The organism is Haematospirillum sp. H4485 (assembly GCF_012102745.1).
GTDB lineage: Bacteria > Pseudomonadota > Alphaproteobacteria > Rhodospirillales > Rhodospirillaceae > Haematospirillum.
Genome location: NZ_JAAVSY010000006.1, coordinates 49,132 through 68,574, shown reverse-complemented (window position 1 = coordinate 68,574; position 19,443 = coordinate 49,132). Strand labels below are relative to the sequence as shown.

Annotated in this window: 18 protein-coding genes and 1 tRNA gene; 8 read left to right on the top strand and 11 right to left on the bottom strand. The window is 56.8% G+C overall.

Annotation, left to right across the window (positions count from 1 at the left end; translation table 11 throughout):
- Nucleotides 1–47 precede the first annotated feature (47 nt).
- The 3 genes from HEQ61_RS06180 to HEQ61_RS06170 all read right to left on the bottom strand — a co-directional run bounded on the left by HEQ61_RS06180 (nucleotide 48) and on the right by HEQ61_RS06170 (nucleotide 5,761).
- Complete coding sequence (locus tag HEQ61_RS06180) at nucleotides 48–4,898, bottom strand: NAD-glutamate dehydrogenase (RefSeq protein ID WP_168020955.1); 4,851 nt, start codon at nucleotides 4,896–4,898, stop codon at nucleotides 48–50.
- A 250-nt stretch (nucleotides 4,899–5,148) separates the two neighbouring features.
- Entirely contained in the window at nucleotides 5,149–5,583 is a 435-nt protein-coding gene (locus tag HEQ61_RS06175; RefSeq protein ID WP_168020954.1) for an SEL1-like repeat protein, read from the bottom strand.
- Nucleotides 5,584–5,596: 13 nt separating this feature from the next.
- Nucleotides 5,597–5,761, bottom strand: coding sequence for a hypothetical protein (locus HEQ61_RS06170; RefSeq protein ID WP_168020953.1), 165 nt, complete (start codon nucleotides 5,759–5,761; stop codon nucleotides 5,597–5,599).
- A gap of 120 nt (nucleotides 5,762–5,881) precedes the next feature.
- Between HEQ61_RS06170 and HEQ61_RS06165 the strand changes: the two genes are divergently transcribed.
- The 5 genes from HEQ61_RS06165 (at nucleotide 5,882) to ptsP (ending at nucleotide 9,819) form a co-directional block, all read left to right on the top strand.
- Nucleotides 5,882–6,316 carry an HPr kinase/phosphorylase gene (locus HEQ61_RS06165; protein WP_168020952.1) on the top strand — a complete coding sequence of 145 codons (435 nt, stop codon included), beginning with the start codon at nucleotides 5,882–5,884 and terminating at the stop codon, nucleotides 6,314–6,316.
- Nucleotides 6,313–7,287, top strand: coding sequence for an RNase adapter RapZ (gene rapZ / locus HEQ61_RS06160; protein ID WP_168020951.1), 975 nt, complete (start codon nucleotides 6,313–6,315; stop codon nucleotides 7,285–7,287). Before HEQ61_RS06165 ends, rapZ begins: the two co-directional genes overlap by 4 nt.
- Complete coding sequence (locus HEQ61_RS06155; protein ID WP_168020950.1) at nucleotides 7,284–7,685, top strand: PTS sugar transporter subunit IIA; 402 nt, start codon at nucleotides 7,284–7,286, stop codon at nucleotides 7,683–7,685. The genes rapZ and HEQ61_RS06155 overlap by 4 nt, the downstream gene beginning before the upstream one ends.
- A gap of 117 nt (nucleotides 7,686–7,802) precedes the next feature.
- Entirely contained in the window at nucleotides 7,803–8,066 is a 264-nt protein-coding gene (locus HEQ61_RS06150; RefSeq protein WP_066136423.1) for an HPr family phosphocarrier protein, read from the top strand.
- The gene (ptsP, locus tag HEQ61_RS06145) at nucleotides 8,056–9,819 is read left to right on the top strand and encodes a phosphoenolpyruvate--protein phosphotransferase (RefSeq protein ID WP_168020949.1); all 1,764 of its coding nucleotides are present in this window, start codon (nucleotides 8,056–8,058) and stop codon (nucleotides 9,817–9,819) included. The genes HEQ61_RS06150 and ptsP overlap by 11 nt, the downstream gene beginning before the upstream one ends.
- 84 nt (nucleotides 9,820–9,903) lie before the next feature.
- Here the strand turns inward: ptsP and ptsN are convergent, their stop codons facing one another.
- The 8 genes from ptsN to HEQ61_RS06105 all read right to left on the bottom strand — a co-directional run bounded on the left by ptsN (nucleotide 9,904) and on the right by HEQ61_RS06105 (nucleotide 16,468).
- On the bottom strand, nucleotides 9,904–10,365 hold the full coding sequence (gene ptsN, locus HEQ61_RS06140; RefSeq protein ID WP_168020948.1) for a PTS IIA-like nitrogen regulatory protein PtsN: 462 nt from the start codon (nucleotides 10,363–10,365) through the stop codon (nucleotides 9,904–9,906).
- A 287-nt stretch (nucleotides 10,366–10,652) separates the two neighbouring features.
- Nucleotides 10,653–12,179 carry an RNA polymerase factor sigma-54 gene (gene rpoN, locus HEQ61_RS06135; protein ID WP_168020947.1) on the bottom strand — a complete coding sequence of 509 codons (1,527 nt, stop codon included), beginning with the start codon at nucleotides 12,177–12,179 and terminating at the stop codon, nucleotides 10,653–10,655.
- Nucleotides 12,180–12,196: 17 nt separating this feature from the next.
- Entirely contained in the window at nucleotides 12,197–13,000 is an 804-nt protein-coding gene (gene lptB / locus HEQ61_RS06130; protein WP_322099207.1) for an LPS export ABC transporter ATP-binding protein, read from the bottom strand.
- A gap of 44 nt (nucleotides 13,001–13,044) precedes the next feature.
- Nucleotides 13,045–13,929 carry an LptA/OstA family protein gene (locus HEQ61_RS06125; RefSeq protein WP_168020946.1) on the bottom strand — a complete coding sequence of 295 codons (885 nt, stop codon included), beginning with the start codon at nucleotides 13,927–13,929 and terminating at the stop codon, nucleotides 13,045–13,047.
- A 21-nt stretch (nucleotides 13,930–13,950) separates the two neighbouring features.
- Nucleotides 13,951–14,580: an LPS export ABC transporter periplasmic protein LptC gene (gene lptC / locus HEQ61_RS06120; RefSeq protein ID WP_168020944.1), complete on the bottom strand. Its 630-nt coding sequence runs from the start codon at nucleotides 14,578–14,580 to the stop codon at nucleotides 13,951–13,953.
- Nucleotides 14,580–15,575, bottom strand: a complete 996-nt coding sequence (locus tag HEQ61_RS06115) for a KpsF/GutQ family sugar-phosphate isomerase (protein ID WP_415877251.1) — start codon at nucleotides 15,573–15,575, stop codon at nucleotides 14,580–14,582. The genes lptC and HEQ61_RS06115 overlap by 1 nt, the downstream gene beginning before the upstream one ends.
- A gap of 19 nt (nucleotides 15,576–15,594) precedes the next feature.
- Entirely contained in the window at nucleotides 15,595–16,212 is a 618-nt protein-coding gene (locus HEQ61_RS06110; RefSeq protein WP_168020943.1) for a ribonuclease D, read from the bottom strand.
- 169 nt (nucleotides 16,213–16,381) lie between these two features.
- A tRNA-Leu gene (locus HEQ61_RS06105) sits at nucleotides 16,382–16,468 on the bottom strand.
- 339 nt (nucleotides 16,469–16,807) lie between these two features.
- Between HEQ61_RS06105 and HEQ61_RS06100 the strand changes: the two genes are divergently transcribed.
- The 3 genes from HEQ61_RS06100 to nth all read left to right on the top strand — a co-directional run bounded on the left by HEQ61_RS06100 (nucleotide 16,808) and on the right by nth (nucleotide 19,440).
- Complete coding sequence (locus HEQ61_RS06100) at nucleotides 16,808–17,827, top strand: complex I NDUFA9 subunit family protein (protein ID WP_168020942.1); 1,020 nt, start codon at nucleotides 16,808–16,810, stop codon at nucleotides 17,825–17,827.
- Nucleotides 17,828–17,908: 81 nt separating this feature from the next.
- On the top strand, nucleotides 17,909–18,724 hold the full coding sequence (dapB, locus tag HEQ61_RS06095) for a 4-hydroxy-tetrahydrodipicolinate reductase (protein ID WP_168020941.1): 816 nt from the start codon (nucleotides 17,909–17,911) through the stop codon (nucleotides 18,722–18,724).
- A 38-nt stretch (nucleotides 18,725–18,762) separates the two neighbouring features.
- Nucleotides 18,763–19,440, top strand: coding sequence for an endonuclease III (gene nth / locus HEQ61_RS06090; RefSeq protein ID WP_168020978.1), 678 nt, complete (start codon nucleotides 18,763–18,765; stop codon nucleotides 19,438–19,440).
- The last annotated feature ends 3 nt before the right edge of the window (nucleotides 19,441–19,443 follow it).

The following is a 19,443-nucleotide window of genomic DNA, read 5'->3' as shown; positions in this document are numbered from 1 at the left end:
AAGCGCGAAAACGGGGTGGCATGCTCCACCCCGCTTGTGCACAAGGTCTAGACCCCTGCCAGGCTACCGAACTGGCGGCTGGCAACAGTCAACATAGCCAAGTCAACTGCCGGTGCTGAACGCATCTCGACCAGAAGCTGGTCCGTCCGCAGAACCGCTGCCTTATAATTTTCGGCCCAGGAGTCAATGGCCTCGATCGGGGACAGACTGTCAGATGTTTCACCCAGAATACGGGCCGTCACCCCGCGTTGCAGGGCATACAGTTCATCTGTCACAGCAGCAGCAGCTAACTTCTCCCAGTGACTGCCCTGGGTCAGGTTCTCGGATGCCGCACGCAGCCATCCCAGACCAAAGCGCGAACCAACGGCGAAATACTGGGCGGCGGCACGAACCTCGGTCACACCAAGGTCACGGGACAGCCGAACCACATCAGGAACAGAGGCCAACAGAACCAGAGAGGCCGTACGATCAGCCAAGGCCGCCGGAACACCCTTGCCTACCATATCCTGCTTCCTGGACTGGATAACCGCCTGCAGATCCGGAGGACAGGCACTGCTGACAGAAGAGGCCAGAGCTTCGGCTCCCTCCCGCAGGGTTGCCGTCAAGGCTCCCTGATCCGAAGTAACATGGTCACCATGGCGCAGGACCCACAAGGTTCCCCTTTCCACAAGCCGGTTGGCTTCCGTCAACATGGCCAGCTGGGCCTCTGCCGGAGCCTTGTTATCCAAGGCTTCCACCTCGTTCCACAAGGCTCTCAGCCCGAATGCATCCCGGATCACGATATAGGCACGGGCTACATCCGCCGGCTTGGCCCCTGTTTTTTCCATAATCTGGGTGACAAACGTTCCACCCACACGGTTGATCATGCTGTTGGCGGCATGGGTCGCAATAATTTCCCGCTTCAGCTTGTGTTCCAGGATCTGTCGTACCCACGGGCCACGCAGGCGTTCGGGGAAATAACTGACCAGATCTTCTTCCATGGAGGGATCATCAGGGAGATCACTTTCAAGAATCTCGTCAAACAACCACATCTTGGAATAGGCGATCAGAACCGCAAGCTCAGGACGGGCCATGCTGCGCCGGGCCGCAATCCGCTCGGCAACCTCCAGATCATCGGGCAGATACTCGATACCACGATCCAGGCGCCCCGCTTTTTCCAGCATCCGCATCAGACGGCTCTGCTGATCCAGAAGAGCCGCACCACGGTACTGGGAGAGGGAAATTGCCTGGGTCTGTAGATAATTGTCCCGCAGAACCAGCTCGGCCACCTCATCAGTCATCTCAGCCAACAATGTGTTGCGCTGTTTCAGGGTCATATCCCCGTCAGCAACAACCCGGTTGAGGAGAATTTTGATGTTGACCTCATGGTCAGAGCAGTCGACACCGGCGGAGTTATCAATCGCATCGGTGTTCAGGCGAACGCCGGCACCGGCCATTTCAATACGGCCACGCTGGGTCACACCCAGATTAGCTCCCTCTCCGATAACCTTGGCCCTGATATCCTTTCCGTTGACCCGGACAGCGTCGTTGGCACGGTCACCAGCTTCGGCATTGGTTTCAGTCGCAGCCTTGACATACGTCCCGATACCACCGAACCACAGCAGGTCAACATGCGCCTTCAACAGGATCAGAATCAATTCATTGGGCGTAAGACTGTCAGTCTCAATCCCGAAGAGAGACCGCATTTGTGGACTGACCGGAATCTTCTTGGCCGTACGCTCAAAGACACCACCACCCGCCGAGATAAGGGATGAATTGTAGTCGGCCCACGTTGAACGGGGCAGGCGGAACAGCCGCTCCCTCTCGTCATAGCTCGCCTTTGTATCCGGATTGGGATCAATAAAGATGTGCATATGGTTGAAGGCAGCCAGCAAACGCGTGTGGCGTGACAGCAGCATGCCATTCCCGAACACATCCCCCGACATGTCGCCGACGCCAATGCAGGTAAAGTCCTGGGTCTGGATATCCCGCCCCATTTCGCGGAAGTGCCGCTTCACCGCCTCCCATGCGCCGCGGGCCGTAATCCCCATAATCTTGTGGTCGTATCCCTGTGAACCACCGGACGCAAACGCATCATCAAGCCAGAACCCGTATTCGGCTGAAATGCCATTTGCGATATCAGAAAAAGTCGCTGTTCCCTTGTCCGCAGCAACGACCAAGTACGGATCGTCATCATCATGGCGAACGACATCGGAGGGCGGCACAACACTCCCCCCCACCAGATTGTCTGTCAGATCAAGAAGGCCACGCATCAGGGTCCGGTAACACTCAATTCCCTCTGCCATATAGGCTTCACGCCCCCCTTCATGGGGAGGATTCTTGACCACAAAGCCACCTTTTGACCCGACCGGAACAATCACGGCGTTCTTGACCATCTGGGCCTTGATCAGCCCCAGAATTTCGGTACGGAAGTCCTCGCGACGATCTGACCAGCGGATCCCACCACGCGCTACCTTGCCACCACGCAGATGGATTGCTTCGACCCGGGGGCTGTAAACCCACACCTCGACATTGGGGCGGGGAAGGGGAAGATCCTCGACCCGCCGACTGTCAATCTTGAAAGAAATATAGCTCTTCGGCCGACCGTCAGCAGCTTTCTGATAGAAGTTCGTTCTCAGGGTGCAATGAATCAGGTTCAGGTAGCGACGAATAATCCGGTCTTCGTCGGAAGAGCTGACATGCTCCAGGCTTTCCAGAATCTTGCGGGTCAGGATTTCTGTATCACCGGATGCACCAACCGGATCAAAGCGGGCATGGAACAAACGAACAAGCTGACGGGCAATAGCCCCGTTCTTGACCATGGTTGCCTCGATGGCCCCCTGGGAGAACGTAAAGGCAGCCTGCCGCAGGTACTTGGCATAAGCCCGCAGCATAACCACTTCACGCCACAGCAGCCCCGTGGTCACGACTAGGCAGTTGAAACCATCGTCGGCAATATCCCCGGCCCAGACACGCTGGAAAGCATCATGGAACGCGGCGCGAATTTCGTTGACCCGCACCGGCGACCCATCTGCCGAGGACATGGAGAATTCATGGATCCAGACCGAACGCTTCAGATCTTCCATCTTGATCTGGAACGGCATCTCGCCGCTGACCCGGAAACCCATATTTTCCATCATCGGCAAAATATCGGACAACAGGACTGGTTTATCGGCCCGATAGACCTTGAAGCGTACCTCGTTCTCGGCTGCTTCCAGCGGACGGTACAAATTCAGGGCCAAATTCCCGCCCAAGGTCTCTTCGATACGGTCAATATCGTAAACAGCCGCAGCGGCGCTGTAGCGCTCCTTGTAGAAGTTCGGGAACGCGTTGCCGTAACGGCGCACCAGACGACTGCCCCTTTCCTCCCCCTTTGCCTGGAGGATAGCTTCCTGGAACTGGTCGGACCATGCCCGGGCCGCCTCGGCAATCTGCTTTTCAATCGCCTCGACATCAAAGGCCGGCAGGGTTCCCTTCTTGTTCCTGGCTTTCAGCAAAACATGAAGACGGGCCAGCGGCGCATCGGTCACCTGAGTGTAATAGCCCGTTTGTTCCGCATCCAGACTCTCTTCAAGAATACGACGGATCGTCAGACGCAAATCGGTATCGAAACGATCCCGCGGCACAAACACCAGAACCGAGACAAAACGCCCGAATTCATCAACACGAATAAAGACAGCCGTGCGGTGACGATCCTGCAAGTGCAGAATACCAACCGATATCGTCTCCAGCTCCTCATCCTTGGCCTGGAACAGCTCATCACGCGGAAGATTTTCCAGAATACTGAGGAGACGTTTGCCATCATGGCTGCCCGGACGCAGGCCGGTACGCCGCATGATGCGATCGATCTTGGTGCGCAGAACAGGCACAAAACCGGCGCTGTTCGTGTAGACATTGGATGTAAACAACCCGACAAACATTTCGATGCCGGCAATCTTGCCCCCGGCACCAAAGCGCTTGACGCAAATCACATCCATCGGCACGGCCCGGTGAACCCGGGACAAACGGTTTGATTTTGTAATCAGGAGACGATTGGAGTGCGAGGCAAAGGCCACCATTTCAGGGGGCAGATCTGATGGGTTACGAACTTCGTCAAACACCAGATAGTCCGCATTACGCAGGATACCAAGGCCTTCGCCCACTTCAGCCGACACAACGGCATCCGAACCGCCCTTCTGCCTGATGTCATAACGGCGGTAACCCAGAAGCGTAAAGTGGTTGTCGGCCAGCCACGCAAGGAAATCACAAACATCCTGCACATCCTCGCCAGCGGGGGCTTTTGGCCCCTTCTCCCGCTTGACATCGGACGTAACAGCCAGCACACGTTCCTGAACCGGCTTCCAGTCTTCAACAGCCTGCCGAACATCACGCAGAACAGCTTCCAGATCCTGGGTTATGATCGCAATAATTTTTGGGTCGCTCTGCTCGAAAATCTCTATGTGGACGACCGAGTCAGCCTCGCATCCCTTGCCCAAGGGTGCGTCGGGGTCAAGGATATCGACAAGAGTCCCGTCTTCCGAACGGCGAACATGCAATACGGGATGGATAACAACGAGAACGTTCAGCCCCATGCTGGACAGGGACGCCACAACGGAATCAACGATAAAGGGCATGTCATCGCTGACCAACTCGACAACGGTATGATCCGTTGTGTAGCCATCCTCGTCAATTCTGGGATTGAAGACCCGTATCTTGGCCTGTTTTGGCTTGCGATGACGGGCAAAGGACAACAGCGACACCACCATGCCATAGAGCTGACCCGGGTCCATCTCTTCCAGGTCAGCAGGGGGCATGACCCCCGCATACTGCCGCAAGAGAGCTTCGGCAATGACAGCCCGATCGCCCGCAAGACGATCCCGGACAAGTTCAACAACACGATTAACGAGATCTGGTCCGGACGACTTTGAATGAGATGCCATGGTACATGTGTCCCGAACATGTGGCTTGGTGACAAAGGGCGCAAACCCCCATCAGGAAACTCCTGAATGATCCGGAATTCAAGGGTTTCACGATCACAAGTCGTTTTGTGGACACAAAATTTTCACGAGGAACAAAGCCCGCCCCGGCAGTTTTCCGAAGCATGCCGGAAAAAGCCATATATGGACAGAATCTTTCCTGTACCGACAACAGATGCCATACGACCCACTGCCAGAAACAGGCCGCAAAGAATCAATTAAAAGGGTTGAAGACTGTTCGACGCTCCGCAACCGTCATGGACTTGTAAACAGAGCCGGCATTATCCTTTGCGGTTGTTACCCCAAGCCGACTGGCCTTCAGATACAGCTCGAATGCCTGTGCAAGGTCCTTGTGGACACCAACACCCCCCGCATACATCCACGCCAGAAGTTCAACCGCCTCAGCATCATCGCTCCGGGCACGGCGACGCACCGCATCCACAGCAAATGACCCAGGATTACCGGTGGCAACCTCTTTCACAACCTGAGGCCATGGCAGAGGCTCCGTCAAAGGCAGGGACAGAACCCCGGCCCCCGTATCCGCTTCCCGCTCGGCCGGAGTCGGTGGCTTTGGCTCCGGCCACGGTGCCATACCGCGGTTGACGACATACCCCGGCAAAACACCTTCATTCTCGTGACGAAGAGACATACGGTACATCTCGTCAAGGCTCAGCCCGAAGCCATAGCCATGCAAAGGCAGCAAGAATGCTGACAGAAAAGAGATCAACACGAACAATGGCCCAAGCCGGAATATAAAGGGCGGCCTCCACTGCCCGGCCTTGCATTGCCCTGTCCGGAATCCCATCACGCGCGACCCACCTTACCACAGAAACGCACCGCAGCGACGATAGCACAAACAGCAGGACCCTCACAATTGCCACACACCTGCATCATGGACATACGGCAAGGATTGACTTTCCATAACAGGACTCTCACCCTCCGGGTTGATGGAACACATTCACGCCACATGTATTGCTGTCCACGGTCACGGCGTTATCCTGCGGGGCGCATCGGGAAGCGGCAAGTCCGACTTGGCGCTGCGGCTTGTTGATGAGGGTGCACAACTGGTGACGGACGACCTGTGTCGCATCGATGCCGAAAACGGGCAGCTGGTTGCCTTCCCACCCGATCGCTTGGCCGGCTTTCTGGAAGTACGTGGGCTTGGAATTGTTCCGGTTCCTTCCTGTGGCCCGGTACCGGTCTCGCTTCTGTGTGACCTGAGGGCAGGCGGAGAAACCGAACGGCTTCCCGAAACGGATCAGGTTCTGCTTTGCAGCGTTCCCGTACGTCGGGTATGGATTGATCCATTCCGGGTGTCTGCAACAGCCCACGTTCGTCTTGCACTCCGGCTGGCCACAGGAGAAATCGTCCCCGTATCATGATCAATCCCGACACGACGACAGACACTTCAGGACCAAGCCAGAACACGACACACTTGGTGATCGTCACGGGACTGTCCGGGGCAGGGAAATCCACCGCCCTGAATGTACTGGAAGACATTGGCTACGAGGTTGTCGACAATCTCCCCCTTGTGCTGCTGGATGGCCTGTTGGGCCTTGGCCCCGGAACGGAGATGCAGGACACACCAAGACAACCACATTTTCTGGCTCTTGGTATTGATATCCGGACCCGGGATCTGGATGCGACCTGGTTCAGGTGTATTCTTGATGGACTGCAGAAACGCCCGAACGTAGACGTGCACCTGCTCTTTCTTGATGCTGACGATGATGTCCTTATACGCCGTTTTACCAAAACCCGGCGCCGCCACCCGACAAAAAGCGACCTGCCCGTCAGCGATGGCATCGCCCTGGAGCGCCGGATCATGGCTCCACTGAAGGCAGTTGCCAACCTTGTTGTCGATACTTCGCGTCTGGGTCACAATGAGTTCCGTTCCCTGATCGAGGAACGCTACAGGACCGACTGTCGGTCGCGGATGCAGGTTACGGTTATGTCCTTTGGTTTCAAGAATGGCTTGCCCAGGGAAGCAGATATCGTTCTGGACGTGCGTTTCCTGCGTAATCCCTACTATGTTAACCACCTACAAACCAAAACCGGTGAAGATCCCGAGGTCGGGGAGTATGTCGCGGAAGACCCTGTTTTCGCGCCTTTTCTTGAGAATGTGAAAACCTTGTTGCACCCCATCCTGCCGCGTTACCAATCTGAAGGGCGCAGTTACCTGACCATTGCCGTCGGCTGCACCGGCGGACAACACCGGTCTGTCTTTACGGCCAGACAGATCCATGCCTGGCTGACAGGGCAAAACTATCACCCCATCCTCAGGCACAGGGATATCTCTACCCTGCCATCACAGAGCCAGACGTTACAGGGGTCTATGAAGGAAATACAATCATGATCGGTATGGTACTGGTCACTCACGGTCGCCTGGCCGAGGAAATGATCGCCGCCCTGGAACACGTTGTCGGCCATCAGGCAGGAACCGCAGCCGTATGCATTGGCCCTGAAGATGACATGGAACAACGCAGGGCCGACATCCTGGACAAGGTTGCCTCTGTAGAAACCGGGAACGGTGTTGTGGTTCTGACAGACATGTTCGGTGGTACACCATCAAATCTGGCCATATCCATCATGGGACGGGCACAAGTTGAGGTCATTGCCGGTGTCAATTTGCCAATGCTGATCAAGCTGGCCAGTGTCCGCCATGACATGTCTCTGGAAAAGGCAGTTCTTGCCGCGCAGGACGCCGGGCGCAAATATATCAACGTTGCCTCGAAACTCCTGACCGACCACTGACACCGGTTCTGGTCAGTCAACACAGAACAGTCATCAGAAAGGAGACAGCCGTCCATGCACATGGAGCCCCAGCATGAGATAGCATCCTTTACCATTGAAACCCTTGAGGACGGGACCATGGTCCGGCGTGCGGAAATCCGCAACACCAGGGGCCTGCATGCCAGGGCTGCCGCACGTTTCGTCAAACTTGCCGAGACATTCCAGGCTGATGTCCAGGTCTGCAACCGGGGGCAAACGGTATCGGGGCGATCCATCATGGGGTTGATGATGCTGGCCGCATCAACGGGTACCATCATTGAAATGCGCGCCACAGGGCCACAGGCACGAGATGCTCTGGAAGGCCTTGGAAAGCTGGTTGACGAAAAGTTCGATGAAGACTAGGCCCGATCATAGCGAAGCGGCAGGAAGCGCCGTTCTGCACGGACACGGCGTAGGACCCGGCATTGTCATTGGCGTTGCCTGTCTGCACGAACCCGGTGATGTACACGCACCAGAGCACCGAATACCGGCATCCCGGGTGGATGCAGAAAAGAAGCGCTTTACCACAGCTGTGGCCGATGCCAGCACCGAACTGGAAACCCTGCGGGAAAAAGCCGGCGACCTACCTGCCCAAGCGGGAGAGGAATTGGGATTCCTTCTGGATGCCTATGGGCACATGCTGAAAGGATCCCGGTTGATCCGGGGGGTGGAAACCAGAATCGAACACGACCGCATCAATGCCGAAGCCGCCGTTCGTTATGAAATATCAGCCCTGAACGATGCCTTCCAGGCCATGGATGACCCCTATCTGCAACAGCGGGCCGATGATATCCGTGATATCGGGAACAAGCTGATCCGCCATCTGTCTGCAGCACCACAAAAGGCATTCCAGAACCTGCCCCGCAATGCCGTTATTGTCAGCCACGAGCTGACACCTGCCGATACAGCCCTGCTTGATCCAGAGACTGTAGCAGGCTTTGTCACAGCCTGTGGCGGAGCAGAAAGTCACACGGCCATTATGGCCCGCTCGTTGGGGCTCCCGGCCGTACTGGCTGTGCCGGATATCATGAGTTCGGTACAAAGAGGAGATACGATCATCCTGGACGGGGTCACCGGTACGGTGGTGATCAACCCGGATCAGGACACGCTGGCCTCATACCGCATCCGGCGCGCCGACTTCCTGAGAAGCTGCCGCAATCTGGGGCGGCTGCGGGATTTGCCGGCAGTGACCTCTGACGGAACCACAATACGTCTGATGGCAAACATTGAGCTCCCCGGCGAGATCGATACGATCCTCTCATCCGGGGCTGAGGGAATTGGCCTGTTCCGCAGCGAATTCATGTATATGAACCGACCGGACTGGCCCGACGAAGATGAACAATACAGGGCCCTGAAGACGGTTGTACAGCGCATGGAAGGCAAGCCGGTCACCATACGCATTCTGGATGCGGGGGGTGACAAGCTGACAACGGCGCTGGGGGGCAGCATGCCGGCTAATCCTGCCTTGGGATTACGCGCTGTCCGCTTTCTCCTGTCCTCACCCGCAGTCCTTGAAGCCCAGCTTGCCGCCATTCTGCGGGTTGCCGTACACGGCCCTGTACGTATTCTGGTCCCCATGGTTTGCACCGTGTCAGAAATTACGGCTGTACGCGAATGTCTTGGCGCCGTGCACAGCCGCCTGAAGAAAACGCGGATCCCGGTACCGGATACCATCCCTCCCCTGGGTGTTATGATCGAGGTTCCGGGCGCGGCACTGGCCGCCGATGCCTTGGCAACAGCATCAGACTTCTTTGCCATCGGCACCAATGACCTGACCCAGTATACCTTGGCCATAGATCGTACAGACCAGGAAGTAGCCCATCTGTACAATCCGACCCACCCTGCTGTTCTGCGCCTGATTCACTTTACAACCGGGGCTGCCCTCCGGGCCGGCATACCGGTCAGCGTCTGCGGGGAAATTGCCGGCGATCCACGGTTGGCAGCGCTTCTGGTTGGTATTGGCATCCGGGAGCTTTCCATGGCTGCCGGAAGCCTGCCCAGGGTCAAGAACAGAATCCGCCACCTTGCCTACTGGGCAGCAGAAGAACATGCCCGGCAGGTTATGAGCGAGCACGACCCAACGCGGATCGAAACAATGATAGAGGCTTTTGGCTAGGCAGGTAGGCGATCCCCGGAAAGAAAACGGGCTGGCACATAAAGCCAGCCCGTTTTTTATTGTTCCTGAATGCCTAGCCGCAGATCAGGCTGCCTGTGCTTCACTGTTGGCAAGGAGAACATACAGCGCATCGGCCGATGACGTTGCCCTCAACTTCTCGCACATGGCACGGTCACGCAGAAGACGCGATACACGGGCCAGCGCCTTCAGATGATCAGCACCGGCACATTCAGGGGCCAAAAGCAGAAAAATCAGATCAACAGGCTGTTCGTCGATGGACTCGAAGTCAACGGGACGTTCAAGACGGGCAAAAACACCATACAAACGATCCAAAGCGGCCATTTTGCCATGCGGTATGGCAATGCCATTGCCCACACCAGTTGTGCCAAGGCGCTCGCGCTCCAACAGGGTGTCGAAGATGGCCCGCTCATGAAGACCGGTCAACTGGGCGGCGTGACGGGCAAGCTCCTGAAGGGCCTGCTTCTTTGATGTCACTTTCAGGCAAGGCACCACGCTCTCTGGACTGACGAGACTGGTGATATCCATTACAAGCCCTCACTGGCTCTCAAAAGGAAAAACGGCGGCACTGCGAAAACCTCACATAACTACCCTCGCGAGTAAAAACAAAAGGTTAACCATCTCCGCAAAAAGAGGAAAAAGAAGCCAACCAGCACACAAAAACTGGACCGAACAGCCTGCCAATCAAAGTACATGGCCAGAATATCCGATGCCCCTTCCCACCTCCAAACAAGGGGGCGAACCATAAGATCAGTGCGCCGCCCGGTCAAGACAGAACAAACACCCATCGGGAACACCTTGCAAAGACCGGGCTATTATACTGCGACAGGGGGCGATCCCCCCATAAACTTTTCTCGCCGCCTTTGGACCGACGATGGAATTTTCATCGACTCACGGTACTTGGCCACAGTGCGCCGGGCGATATCAATGCCTTCAGCCTGTAGAATCGCCACCAAGGCATCGTCGGACAGAACTTTTCCGGGTTCCTCTCCATCAATAAGGCTTTTAATTCTAAGACGAACAGCCTCCGCCGAAACAGAGTCACGACCATCAGTTGTTGATATCGCCTGGGTGAAAAAGTACTTCAGCTCGTAGACACCTCTTGGCGTAGACAGATACTTGTTGTTGGTTACACGACTGACCGTACTCTCGTGCATATCCACGGCCTCGGCGATATCCCGCAATATCAACGGACGCAAGCCGGATACGCCTTCTTCAAAAAAGCGGTGCTGACGACGCACAATCTCGGTCGAGACCTTCAGGATTGTGTTGGCCCTCTGGTCAAGTGACTTGACCAGCCAGGATGCCGACTGAAAATTCTCGGTTACAAAAGCCTTCTCTTCCTTGGAAAGGGCAGCCTTGCTGACACGTGCATAGTAGCGACTGTTGACCAGAACCTTGGGCAAAGTGTCCGGATTGAGTTCAACAATCCATCCTCCATCCGGAAGAGGCCGCATCAGGACATCGGGGACAACCGGGGGCGCCACAACCGCATCAAAATGCTGTGCCGGCTTGGGATCAAGGGCACGGATTTCCGTGATCATGTCCTGAAGATCTGTTTCGTCAACACCACAAATACGCATCAACGTTGCAAAGTCACGACGTGCCAGAAGATCAAGATTGTCAACAAGGCTCTCCATAGCGGGGTCCAGACGATCACGATCTGCAAGCTGAAGGGCCAGGCACTCTTTCAGGGAGCGGGAAAAAAGACCCGGCGGATCAAAGCGCTGAACAACCCGAAGAACCGCCTCTACGTGCTCCTGTGATGTACCAAGGCCATCCGCAATATCCAGCGTCGGGACCAGAAGCCACCCATTGTCATCCAAGGCATCAAGCAAAGCCACGGCAACCAGGCGATCCACAGGATCAGGGATATCCAGCTCCACCTGCTCCAGAATATGGTCGCGCAAAGACCTGGCAGCAGAAACCTGCCGGTCATGATCCATTTCGTTGTCAGAAAAATCCCCACGGCCCCCATGGCCAACCCTGTCCCATCGCCCCAAAGCTTCATCTGGATCCCATGCCGGACCTTCCCGCGGACTCCCTTCGTCAAAGGTATTATCTACCTCGACATCCAGCGGAGCTTCGCGGGCCCCGTCAATCGGGTCAACGAGAACATCCTGACCGGCATCGCGACGATACTCAACTGGAACGTCGGACTCCGGCAACACGGCCACGGACGGCTCTGCCCGCTCAAGAAGCGGATTACGCTCCAGTTCCTGCTCGATCCAGGCTCCAAGCTCAAGGTTTGACAGCTGCAACAGCTTGATAGCCTGCTGCAGCTGCGGCGTCATGACCAGACCCTGGGTCTGCCGCATATCGAGCCTGGGTTGAAGCACCATTACCGGGGCCCCCCGCCCTACAGTCTGAAATTCTCGCCCAAATACACGCGACGAACCCCTTCGTCAGCCACAATCTCTTCCGGCTTCCCTTCCATCAGGACCGTACCAGCATGAAGAATACAGGCACGGTCAATGATATCCAGTGTTTCCCGTACATTGTGATCCGTGATCAACACGCCCAGACCCCGATCCTTGAGATGGGCCACAAGGTCACGGATCTCAGCCACTGCAATCGGATCAATCCCGGCCAGCGGTTCATCCAGAAGAATATAAGATGGTCTGGATGCCAGTGCACGGGCAATTTCCACACGCCGGCGTTCCCCCCCGGACAAGGACAAGGCCGGGGCCCTACGCAGATGGGATACGGAGAATTCAGCCAGAAGATCCTCAAGCCGTGCTTCGCGCACATCCTGATCCGACTCGCATACCTCCAGAATAGCCATGATATTCTGCTCGACGCTGAGCCCACGGAAAATAGAGGCTTCCTGCGGTAAATACCCTATGCCCAAGCGCGCCCGACGGTACATGGGCAGCGCCGTGATATCACGACCATCCAGCTCGATAGTCCCTGAGTCAGGCATAATAAGGCCCGTCACACAATAAAAGCACGTCGTCTTGCCAGCCCCGTTCGGCCCCAGAAGGCCAACAGCCTCGCCACGCTGCACAGACAAGCTGACATCGTGAAGAACAGGCCTACGTTTGTAGTGCTTGCCTATGCGACGGACACGAAGGCCCGTGCTTGAATCTTTTGCCTGGACCGTTCCAGCCGTTTCGTTATCGGAACCGGAACCCGGTGCAGAATGATCTTTCTCCGTTCTCACAAGCGTCGCTGTCTCCGTATGCTGACACTGAACCCTGTCGGGAATCAGGGCTGACCCTTCGATGCTTCATCGCTACCACTCTTCTGCCCGTCCTGAACAGGTTTTTCCGGAACCAGAACAGCCCTTGCACGTCCTGGCCCGCCCACCAGACGGGACACACCGGTATTCATGTCAAACACCGCCTTATTTCCAGTCAGAATCGTTCCATCACGAACCAGGGTAACCGTACCTGTCAGCGTAGCAATCCCGGTCACGGCATCATAGTGCCCGCGATCACCTGTCCCCTGCTCATGCGGGGTAACGATACGGACATTTCCGGTTGCATCAACGGTTTTCAACGTATTCACGCCGCGTGCCGCACTCATCCGTGCCACCATTGTATCGGCAGACATGATGCGATCCTGCCTGACGACGCGTGCATCCCCCTTTGCTGTTGCCACCAGGGAGCGACTGTCATAATGGACTGTATCACGCGCCGTTATGGTATCCTGCGGCAGGGTTATGACAACACTTTTCCCTTGACCAAACAGGGTCAAGGCACCTGTGACAACATCGTAAACAGCTTTCTCACCCCGCGCACGTCTTCCCGGAGCCGTCATCACGACAGAGCCGTGCGCCTCCAGCAAACGAATGGCACCAAACGAACCCGCACCCTGCGGAACAGCCCTGTTATGGCTGTCATCATCATAGAATGCAAAGAGGGTATCAGCCATCAGCGTCGCATCACCCCGAACTGCGGTCGCATGACCACGCGCCACAAAACGACGCTGTTCCCTTGTCCATTCCAGGCCATTCTCGGCCTCTATCACGACCGGTGCATCATCATCCCCGGCCACCACAAGGCCGGGGTCCTGCGCATGCACAGGCAAAAATACAAGGCCACCCAACAGAGCAACCAAGAGAAACAGGACATGTGCCGCGATACGCATATGATCAGGCTCCTGCCGCTCCTAAGGAGCTTTCTCCGGGTAAAGGACAAGGCGCACCTTTCCCGTAAACAGGACGGAACGACCACGTTCCACCACGTGGATACCTTCTGATGCGATTGTCATGGATGGCCCCTGACCTTCAACAGCCTCCATACCGATGGCTTCCCCCGCCGCCACATCAATCGTGACAGATGGCGTATGCAACTCATACCCCGCATCATGGTACAGGTTCACACCGCCAGACAAATCCAGAATGGACTGATTTTCATAGTACAGCCCCTCAGGCGCATCCATCGCCAACCACGCACCATCATTCGTCGCCATGTCAGCGCGTGGATTGACCAGGTTAAACTCCGATGATCCGGGCACAGTTTCCCACACACGGTCGGCATTCAGGGTGTAAGGCTGGTTGTCCGCATCTGTTGCCCTGTAACGGGGCTGTTCCATCTGTCGGTTCTCCAAGGGAACGTCTTCTGTCACAGCCTGGATCAAGGACGAAGGCGCACTTGTCTCGGCAACAAGGCGCGGCCAGAGAAGAACGCCCACAATCAGAAGCAGGGCAAGGGCAGGCAGCAGAACCTTCATCGCCACGACAAGGCGACTGTAGCCGAACAACAAGGACCAACGTCCGGAAGGATCAGGAACAGGCATCAGACAATACCGGCCCGGAGCAAATCATGCACGTGCAGGAAGCCAACCGGCCGTCCACCCGGATCAACAACAAAAAGTCCGGTAACCTTACGGCTGTTCATACGGTGCAGAGCTTCCCCGGCAAGAAGCGTGGGAGAAACCGTCATCGGATCCGGGGTCATCACGTCCACCGCCCGCCGCCGCATCAACCCATCTTCCATATGGCGACGCAGGTCACCATCTGTAATCATGCCAGCCAGACGCCCGTCAGCCCCCATGACACCGGCACAGCCAAGACTTTTGCCCGTCATTTCAACCAGAACATCGGCCATCAGGGTATCGGGGGTACACAAAGGCAGCTCCTGCGGACCATGCATCAGGTCAGCAACACGCATCAGCCGCTGCCCCAGCTTCCCCCCTGGATGGAAAATACGGAAATCCTCAGCACTGAAGCCCTTACTTTCCAGAAGAGCCACTGCCAACGCATCACCCAAGGCCAGCATCAGCGTGGTCGAAGTGGTCGGAGCCAATCCATGCGGACATGCCTCTTCAAAGGCCGGCATCACCAAGGCAACATCGCTGTCCACGGCCAAAGCACTGTCAGCCCGCCCGGTAATACCGATCAGAGGGATGGCAAAACGACGGGTATAGGCGACAATGTCTGCCAACTCGGCAGTTTCCCCCGAATTGGACAGGGCGACTACCGCATCATCCTGCGTCACCATCCCGAGATCACCGTGACTGGCCTCTGCCGGGTGCACAAAGAATGCCGGCGTACCCGTTGATGCAAGGGTCGCAGCAATCTTGGCACCGATATGGCCGCTCTTGCCCATGCCCGTGACAACAACACGGCCCTTCACAGCCAGAAGCCGCTCCAGGGCAGCCGAAAAAGGACCATCAAGGCTCTCCGCCAAGCAATGCAGAGCACTGGCTTCGGTCAGCAGTACCTTGCGCCCGGCTTCCAGGGCCGAGTTCAGGGATACAGGTCCGGACGAAAGAGACGACGATGCTTTCACAAACACACTCCTTCAGCGTTCAGTGACTGAAGATATCAAGACTATGCCAATCCAGCAGATCCAGCTCCGCCCGCGTCGGAAGAAACTGGAAGCAGGCATCGGCCAGATGGGTACGACGTTCCCGCACAAGAAGAGCATCTAGGCGATCCTTCAGGGCATGCAAATACAATACATCCGAAGCCGCATAGGACAATTGCTCTGCCGTCAGCTCACCATCCGTTCCCCAGTCTGAAGACTGCTGCTGTTTGTCAAGCTCCACACCCGTCAGGGCCTGGACCAAGGACCGCAAACCATGGGCATCGGTATTGGTACGCGTCAGGCGGGATGCAATCTTGGTACAATAAACCGGCGCACAGGCCACACCCAGATACTTGCGAAGTATGGCAATATCAAAGCGGGCATAGTGAAAGATCTTGAGACGCAAAGGATCGGCCAGAACGGCTTTCAGGTTCGGACAATCATACCCCAACGCACCACCGACATGAACAACGTGCGCATTGCCATCTCCTCCGGAGAGTTGCACAACACACAGGCGATCCCGCACGGGCGACAATCCGGTTGTCTCCGTATCAACGGCAATCGCTCCCGAAAAACCAACGTCAGCCGGCAGATCACCACGATGATAGTATATAGTCATTGCCAAAATCCCCGAAAGCTGGCTTTTCTACCGAAGATAGAGAGTGGGCGCTGGCACACTGCAACACGGCGGTATTCATGGACAGAAATACGGCTCATGGCCACAAAAAAATCCGCCTAGCAAATCTCCGCTCCCCTTCCCGGGACCCTGCGAAGCTTTGCCAGGCGGATGGTGCCCAGGAGAAGACTCGAACTTCCACAACCTTTCGGCCACAGGTACCTGAAACCTGCGCGTCTACCAATTTCGCCACCTGGGCTGGTGACACAACACCGCTCTCCTCTTTTCCTGCCAGAAAGATTTGTACTCTTTCACAGCGCACAGGCCAGGAGAAACGTCTTGGTGGGGGCGGTTTATATGGGCATGTTGCCTCTGCGTCAATCATCTTTTTAACACGATGGGTATTTTTCGAAAGAGAACAACCAACTCTGGCAAGCCAATACCAGGACATTGGCCACCAGGTGGTATTCAGGGGCTCTCTGTTGCGTCCAGCCTCGTGTTGTGCCAATTTCCCGGACAGGAAGCTGTCTTTGGCACGGTCCCGCAAGGCTCGCAACGAATGGGGCCCCGGCACTGATATTTCGGGAGTTTCAGTACCATGACTGAACGTCTGGTCACAATCTTTGGCGGATCCGGTTTCGTTGGCCGTCATTTGGTCAACAAGCTGACAAAAGCGGGCTGGCGTATCCGCGTCGCCGTCCGGGATCCCGAAGGTGCCAAATTCCTGAAGCCACTGGGTGACCTTGGCCAAGTTTCGCCGGTTTATGCCAACATCACGCGTGAGGATACGGTCCGCAGTGCCGTACAGGGGGCCAGCGCGGTTATCAATCTGGTCGGTATCCTGTACGAAAAGGGACCGGTTAGCTTTGATGCCATCCACGTTGTCGGGGCTGAAACCATCGCGCGCTTGGCCCGGGAAGCTGGCGTCCAGCACCTTGTCCACATGAGCGCACTGGGTGCCGATCCTTCCAGCCCGGCAAGCTACGCCCGCAGCAAGGCCGAGGGTGAGACCCGGGTCAAAACCGCCTTCCCGGGGGTCAGTATCCTTCGTCCGTCGGTTATTTTTGGCCCCGAGGATGACTTCTACAACCGCTTTGGCGCCATGGCGCGGGCGCTGCCGTTCCTGCTGTATTTCACAACGGATGCCCCGGCCCTGCGCAAGGCTCCCGGCGAGCTGCCCCGCCTTGACCTGGTTGGTTCCGGCGGCCCGAAGCTTCAGCCTGTCTATGTTGGCGATGTTGCCGAGGTCATATGCCGCATCCTTGATGACCGCAGCCAGCAAGGAAAGCTGTGGGAGCTGGGTGGGCCACGTGTCATGACACTGAAGGAGATCATGGAGCAGGTCATGCGGGAAACACGCCGCGGCAAGCCTGTTCTCCCCGCCCCCATGGCCGTAGCACGCATCCAGGCCGCCCTGCTTCAATTCCTGCCGGTTCCACCCCTGACACCGGACATGGTCAAAATGATGGAACGGGACAGCGTTGTTTCGGGTACTTGCCCCGGTTTGGCTGAACTTGGCATCCGCCCTGAAACCACAGAAGCCATTATCCCGTCGTATCTGGAGCGGTTCCGCCCGACACACCGCCAGATCCGGCGCATTGGCCGCCAGACGCTGTAGACCTGCCCCGCTCTTCCCTTTCTCGGCCCCGCAGCCCATGCGGGGCCTTTGTACGATACCCTGCCCCCGAAAGGTTCTTCCATGAAAATTGCCGTAGCTGGATGCGCCGGTCGCATGGGCCGGATGTTGGTCCAGGAGATTCTTGCTGCCGATACCGTTACCCTGGCTGGCGGAACAGAGCCGCAGGGATCTCCCTTCCTGGGGCAGGATATAGGCCGCCTTGTTGGAACAACAGAGCCACTTGGCATAGCGATCACAGATGACCCCTCCAGACTCTTCTCCCATGCCGATGCCGTTATCGATTTCACGACCCCGGATGCCACCACCGTGCACGCCCGCCTGGCAGCCACTCACAGAACAGCACTGATCGTGGGGACAACCGGCTTCTCTCCCACCCAACAAGAGGCCGTATCCATTGCCGCCAAGAGCATCCCGATTGTCATGTCACCAAACATGAGCATCGGCACCAATCTGCTCTTTGCCTTAACGGAAAGAGTAGCCGCCATTCTCGGGCTGGATTACGACATCGAGATCCTTGAGATGCACCACCGCCACAAGGTTGATGCACCATCTGGCACGGCGTTGGGACTGGGGCAGGCAGCCGCCCGTGGGCGGAGAACCGCCTTGGATGATGTCTCGCAGATAACCCGTAATGGCCATACAGGCCCCCGGACGCCGGGTACAATCGGTTTTGCCAGTTTGCGGGGCGGTGATGTAATCGGGGAACATTCCGTGATTTTCGCAGCCGACGGCGAACGGGTGGAGCTGACCCACAAAGCCAGTTCCAGACAGATTTTCGCCCGTGGCGCCATCCGTGCTGCACGCTGGTGCAACGGGCGCAGGCCCGGACTGTACTCCATGCAGGATGTTCTGGGCCTGACCCCCCGTACCCCATGAGCACGCAACACAGCGCCCGGACGAGCACAACCCGTCCCATGACCCGGAAACAGGTCGAGGGGTTCTTCAGCACGCTACAGGCAATCAATCCAGAGCCAAAAGGGGAGCTGGAATATGTCAACCCTTATACGCTGCTGGTAGCCGTTGCGTTGTCAGCCCAGGCAACGGATACCGGCGTCAACAAGGCAACGCGTGCCCTGTTCCAGCGTGTCGATACACCGGAGAAAATGCTGGAACTGGGGGAAGAAGGGCTGCGTCAGCATATCCGGACCATAGGCCTGTTCAACACCAAGGCCAAAAACATTATTGCCCTGTCGCAGATTCTGGTCCGCAATCACAACAGCACCGTTCCCCATAACCGGGATATTCTGGAAACATTGCCTGGCGTTGGCCGCAAGACAGCCAATGTCGTTCTGAACATTGCCTTTGGCGAACCAACCATTGCTGTTGACACCCATCTGTTCCGCGTCGCCAACCGCACAGGCATGGCTGCCGGCAAGACACCGCTGGCTGTCGAGAAGAAGCTGGAAACAGTCATTCCCGCCCGCTTCCGCCAGCATGCGCACCATTGGCTGATCCTGCACGGACGCTACATCTGCAAGGCACGAACCCCGGCCTGTGACCGGTGCCCGGTCAGGGAATGGTGTAACTGGCCCGAGAGAGAGACCAAAGCCATACCCGGAAAGGCCAAGCCACCTTCTCACTCAAAACCATGACAA

Excerpts from the sequence above, each read along its gene's own strand:
- HEQ61_RS06110 (WP_168020943.1), bottom strand. The coding sequence starts at position 16,212 with ATGACTATATACTATCATCGTGGTGATCTGCCGGCTGACGTTGGTTTT.
- HEQ61_RS06180 (WP_168020955.1), bottom strand. The coding sequence starts at position 4,898 with ATGGCATCTCATTCAAAGTCGTCCGGACCAGATCTCGTTAATCGTGTT.
- dapB (WP_168020941.1), top strand. The coding sequence starts at position 17,909 with ATGAAAATTGCCGTAGCTGGATGCGCCGGTCGCATGGGCCGGATGTTG.
- HEQ61_RS06125 (WP_168020946.1), bottom strand. The coding sequence starts at position 13,929 with ATGCGTATCGCGGCACATGTCCTGTTTCTCTTGGTTGCTCTGTTGGGT.
- rapZ (WP_168020951.1), top strand. The coding sequence starts at position 6,313 with ATGATCAATCCCGACACGACGACAGACACTTCAGGACCAAGCCAGAAC.
- HEQ61_RS06150 (WP_066136423.1), top strand. The coding sequence starts at position 7,803 with ATGGTCCGGCGTGCGGAAATCCGCAACACCAGGGGCCTGCATGCCAGG.
- HEQ61_RS06100 (WP_168020942.1), top strand. The coding sequence starts at position 16,808 with ATGACTGAACGTCTGGTCACAATCTTTGGCGGATCCGGTTTCGTTGGC.
- ptsN (WP_168020948.1), bottom strand. The coding sequence starts at position 10,365 with ATGGATATCACCAGTCTCGTCAGTCCAGAGAGCGTGGTGCCTTGCCTG.
- HEQ61_RS06175 (WP_168020954.1), bottom strand. The coding sequence starts at position 5,583 with ATGTCTCTTCGTCACGAGAATGAAGGTGTTTTGCCGGGGTATGTCGTC.
- HEQ61_RS06165 (WP_168020952.1), top strand. The coding sequence starts at position 5,882 with ATGGAACACATTCACGCCACATGTATTGCTGTCCACGGTCACGGCGTT.
- rpoN (WP_168020947.1), bottom strand. The coding sequence starts at position 12,179 with ATGGTGCTTCAACCCAGGCTCGATATGCGGCAGACCCAGGGTCTGGTC.
- HEQ61_RS06155 (WP_168020950.1), top strand. The coding sequence starts at position 7,284 with ATGATCGGTATGGTACTGGTCACTCACGGTCGCCTGGCCGAGGAAATG.
- lptC (WP_168020944.1), bottom strand. The coding sequence starts at position 14,580 with ATGCCTGTTCCTGATCCTTCCGGACGTTGGTCCTTGTTGTTCGGCTAC.
- nth (WP_168020978.1), top strand. The coding sequence starts at position 18,763 with ATGACCCGGAAACAGGTCGAGGGGTTCTTCAGCACGCTACAGGCAATC.
- ptsP (WP_168020949.1), top strand. The coding sequence starts at position 8,056 with ATGAAGACTAGGCCCGATCATAGCGAAGCGGCAGGAAGCGCCGTTCTG.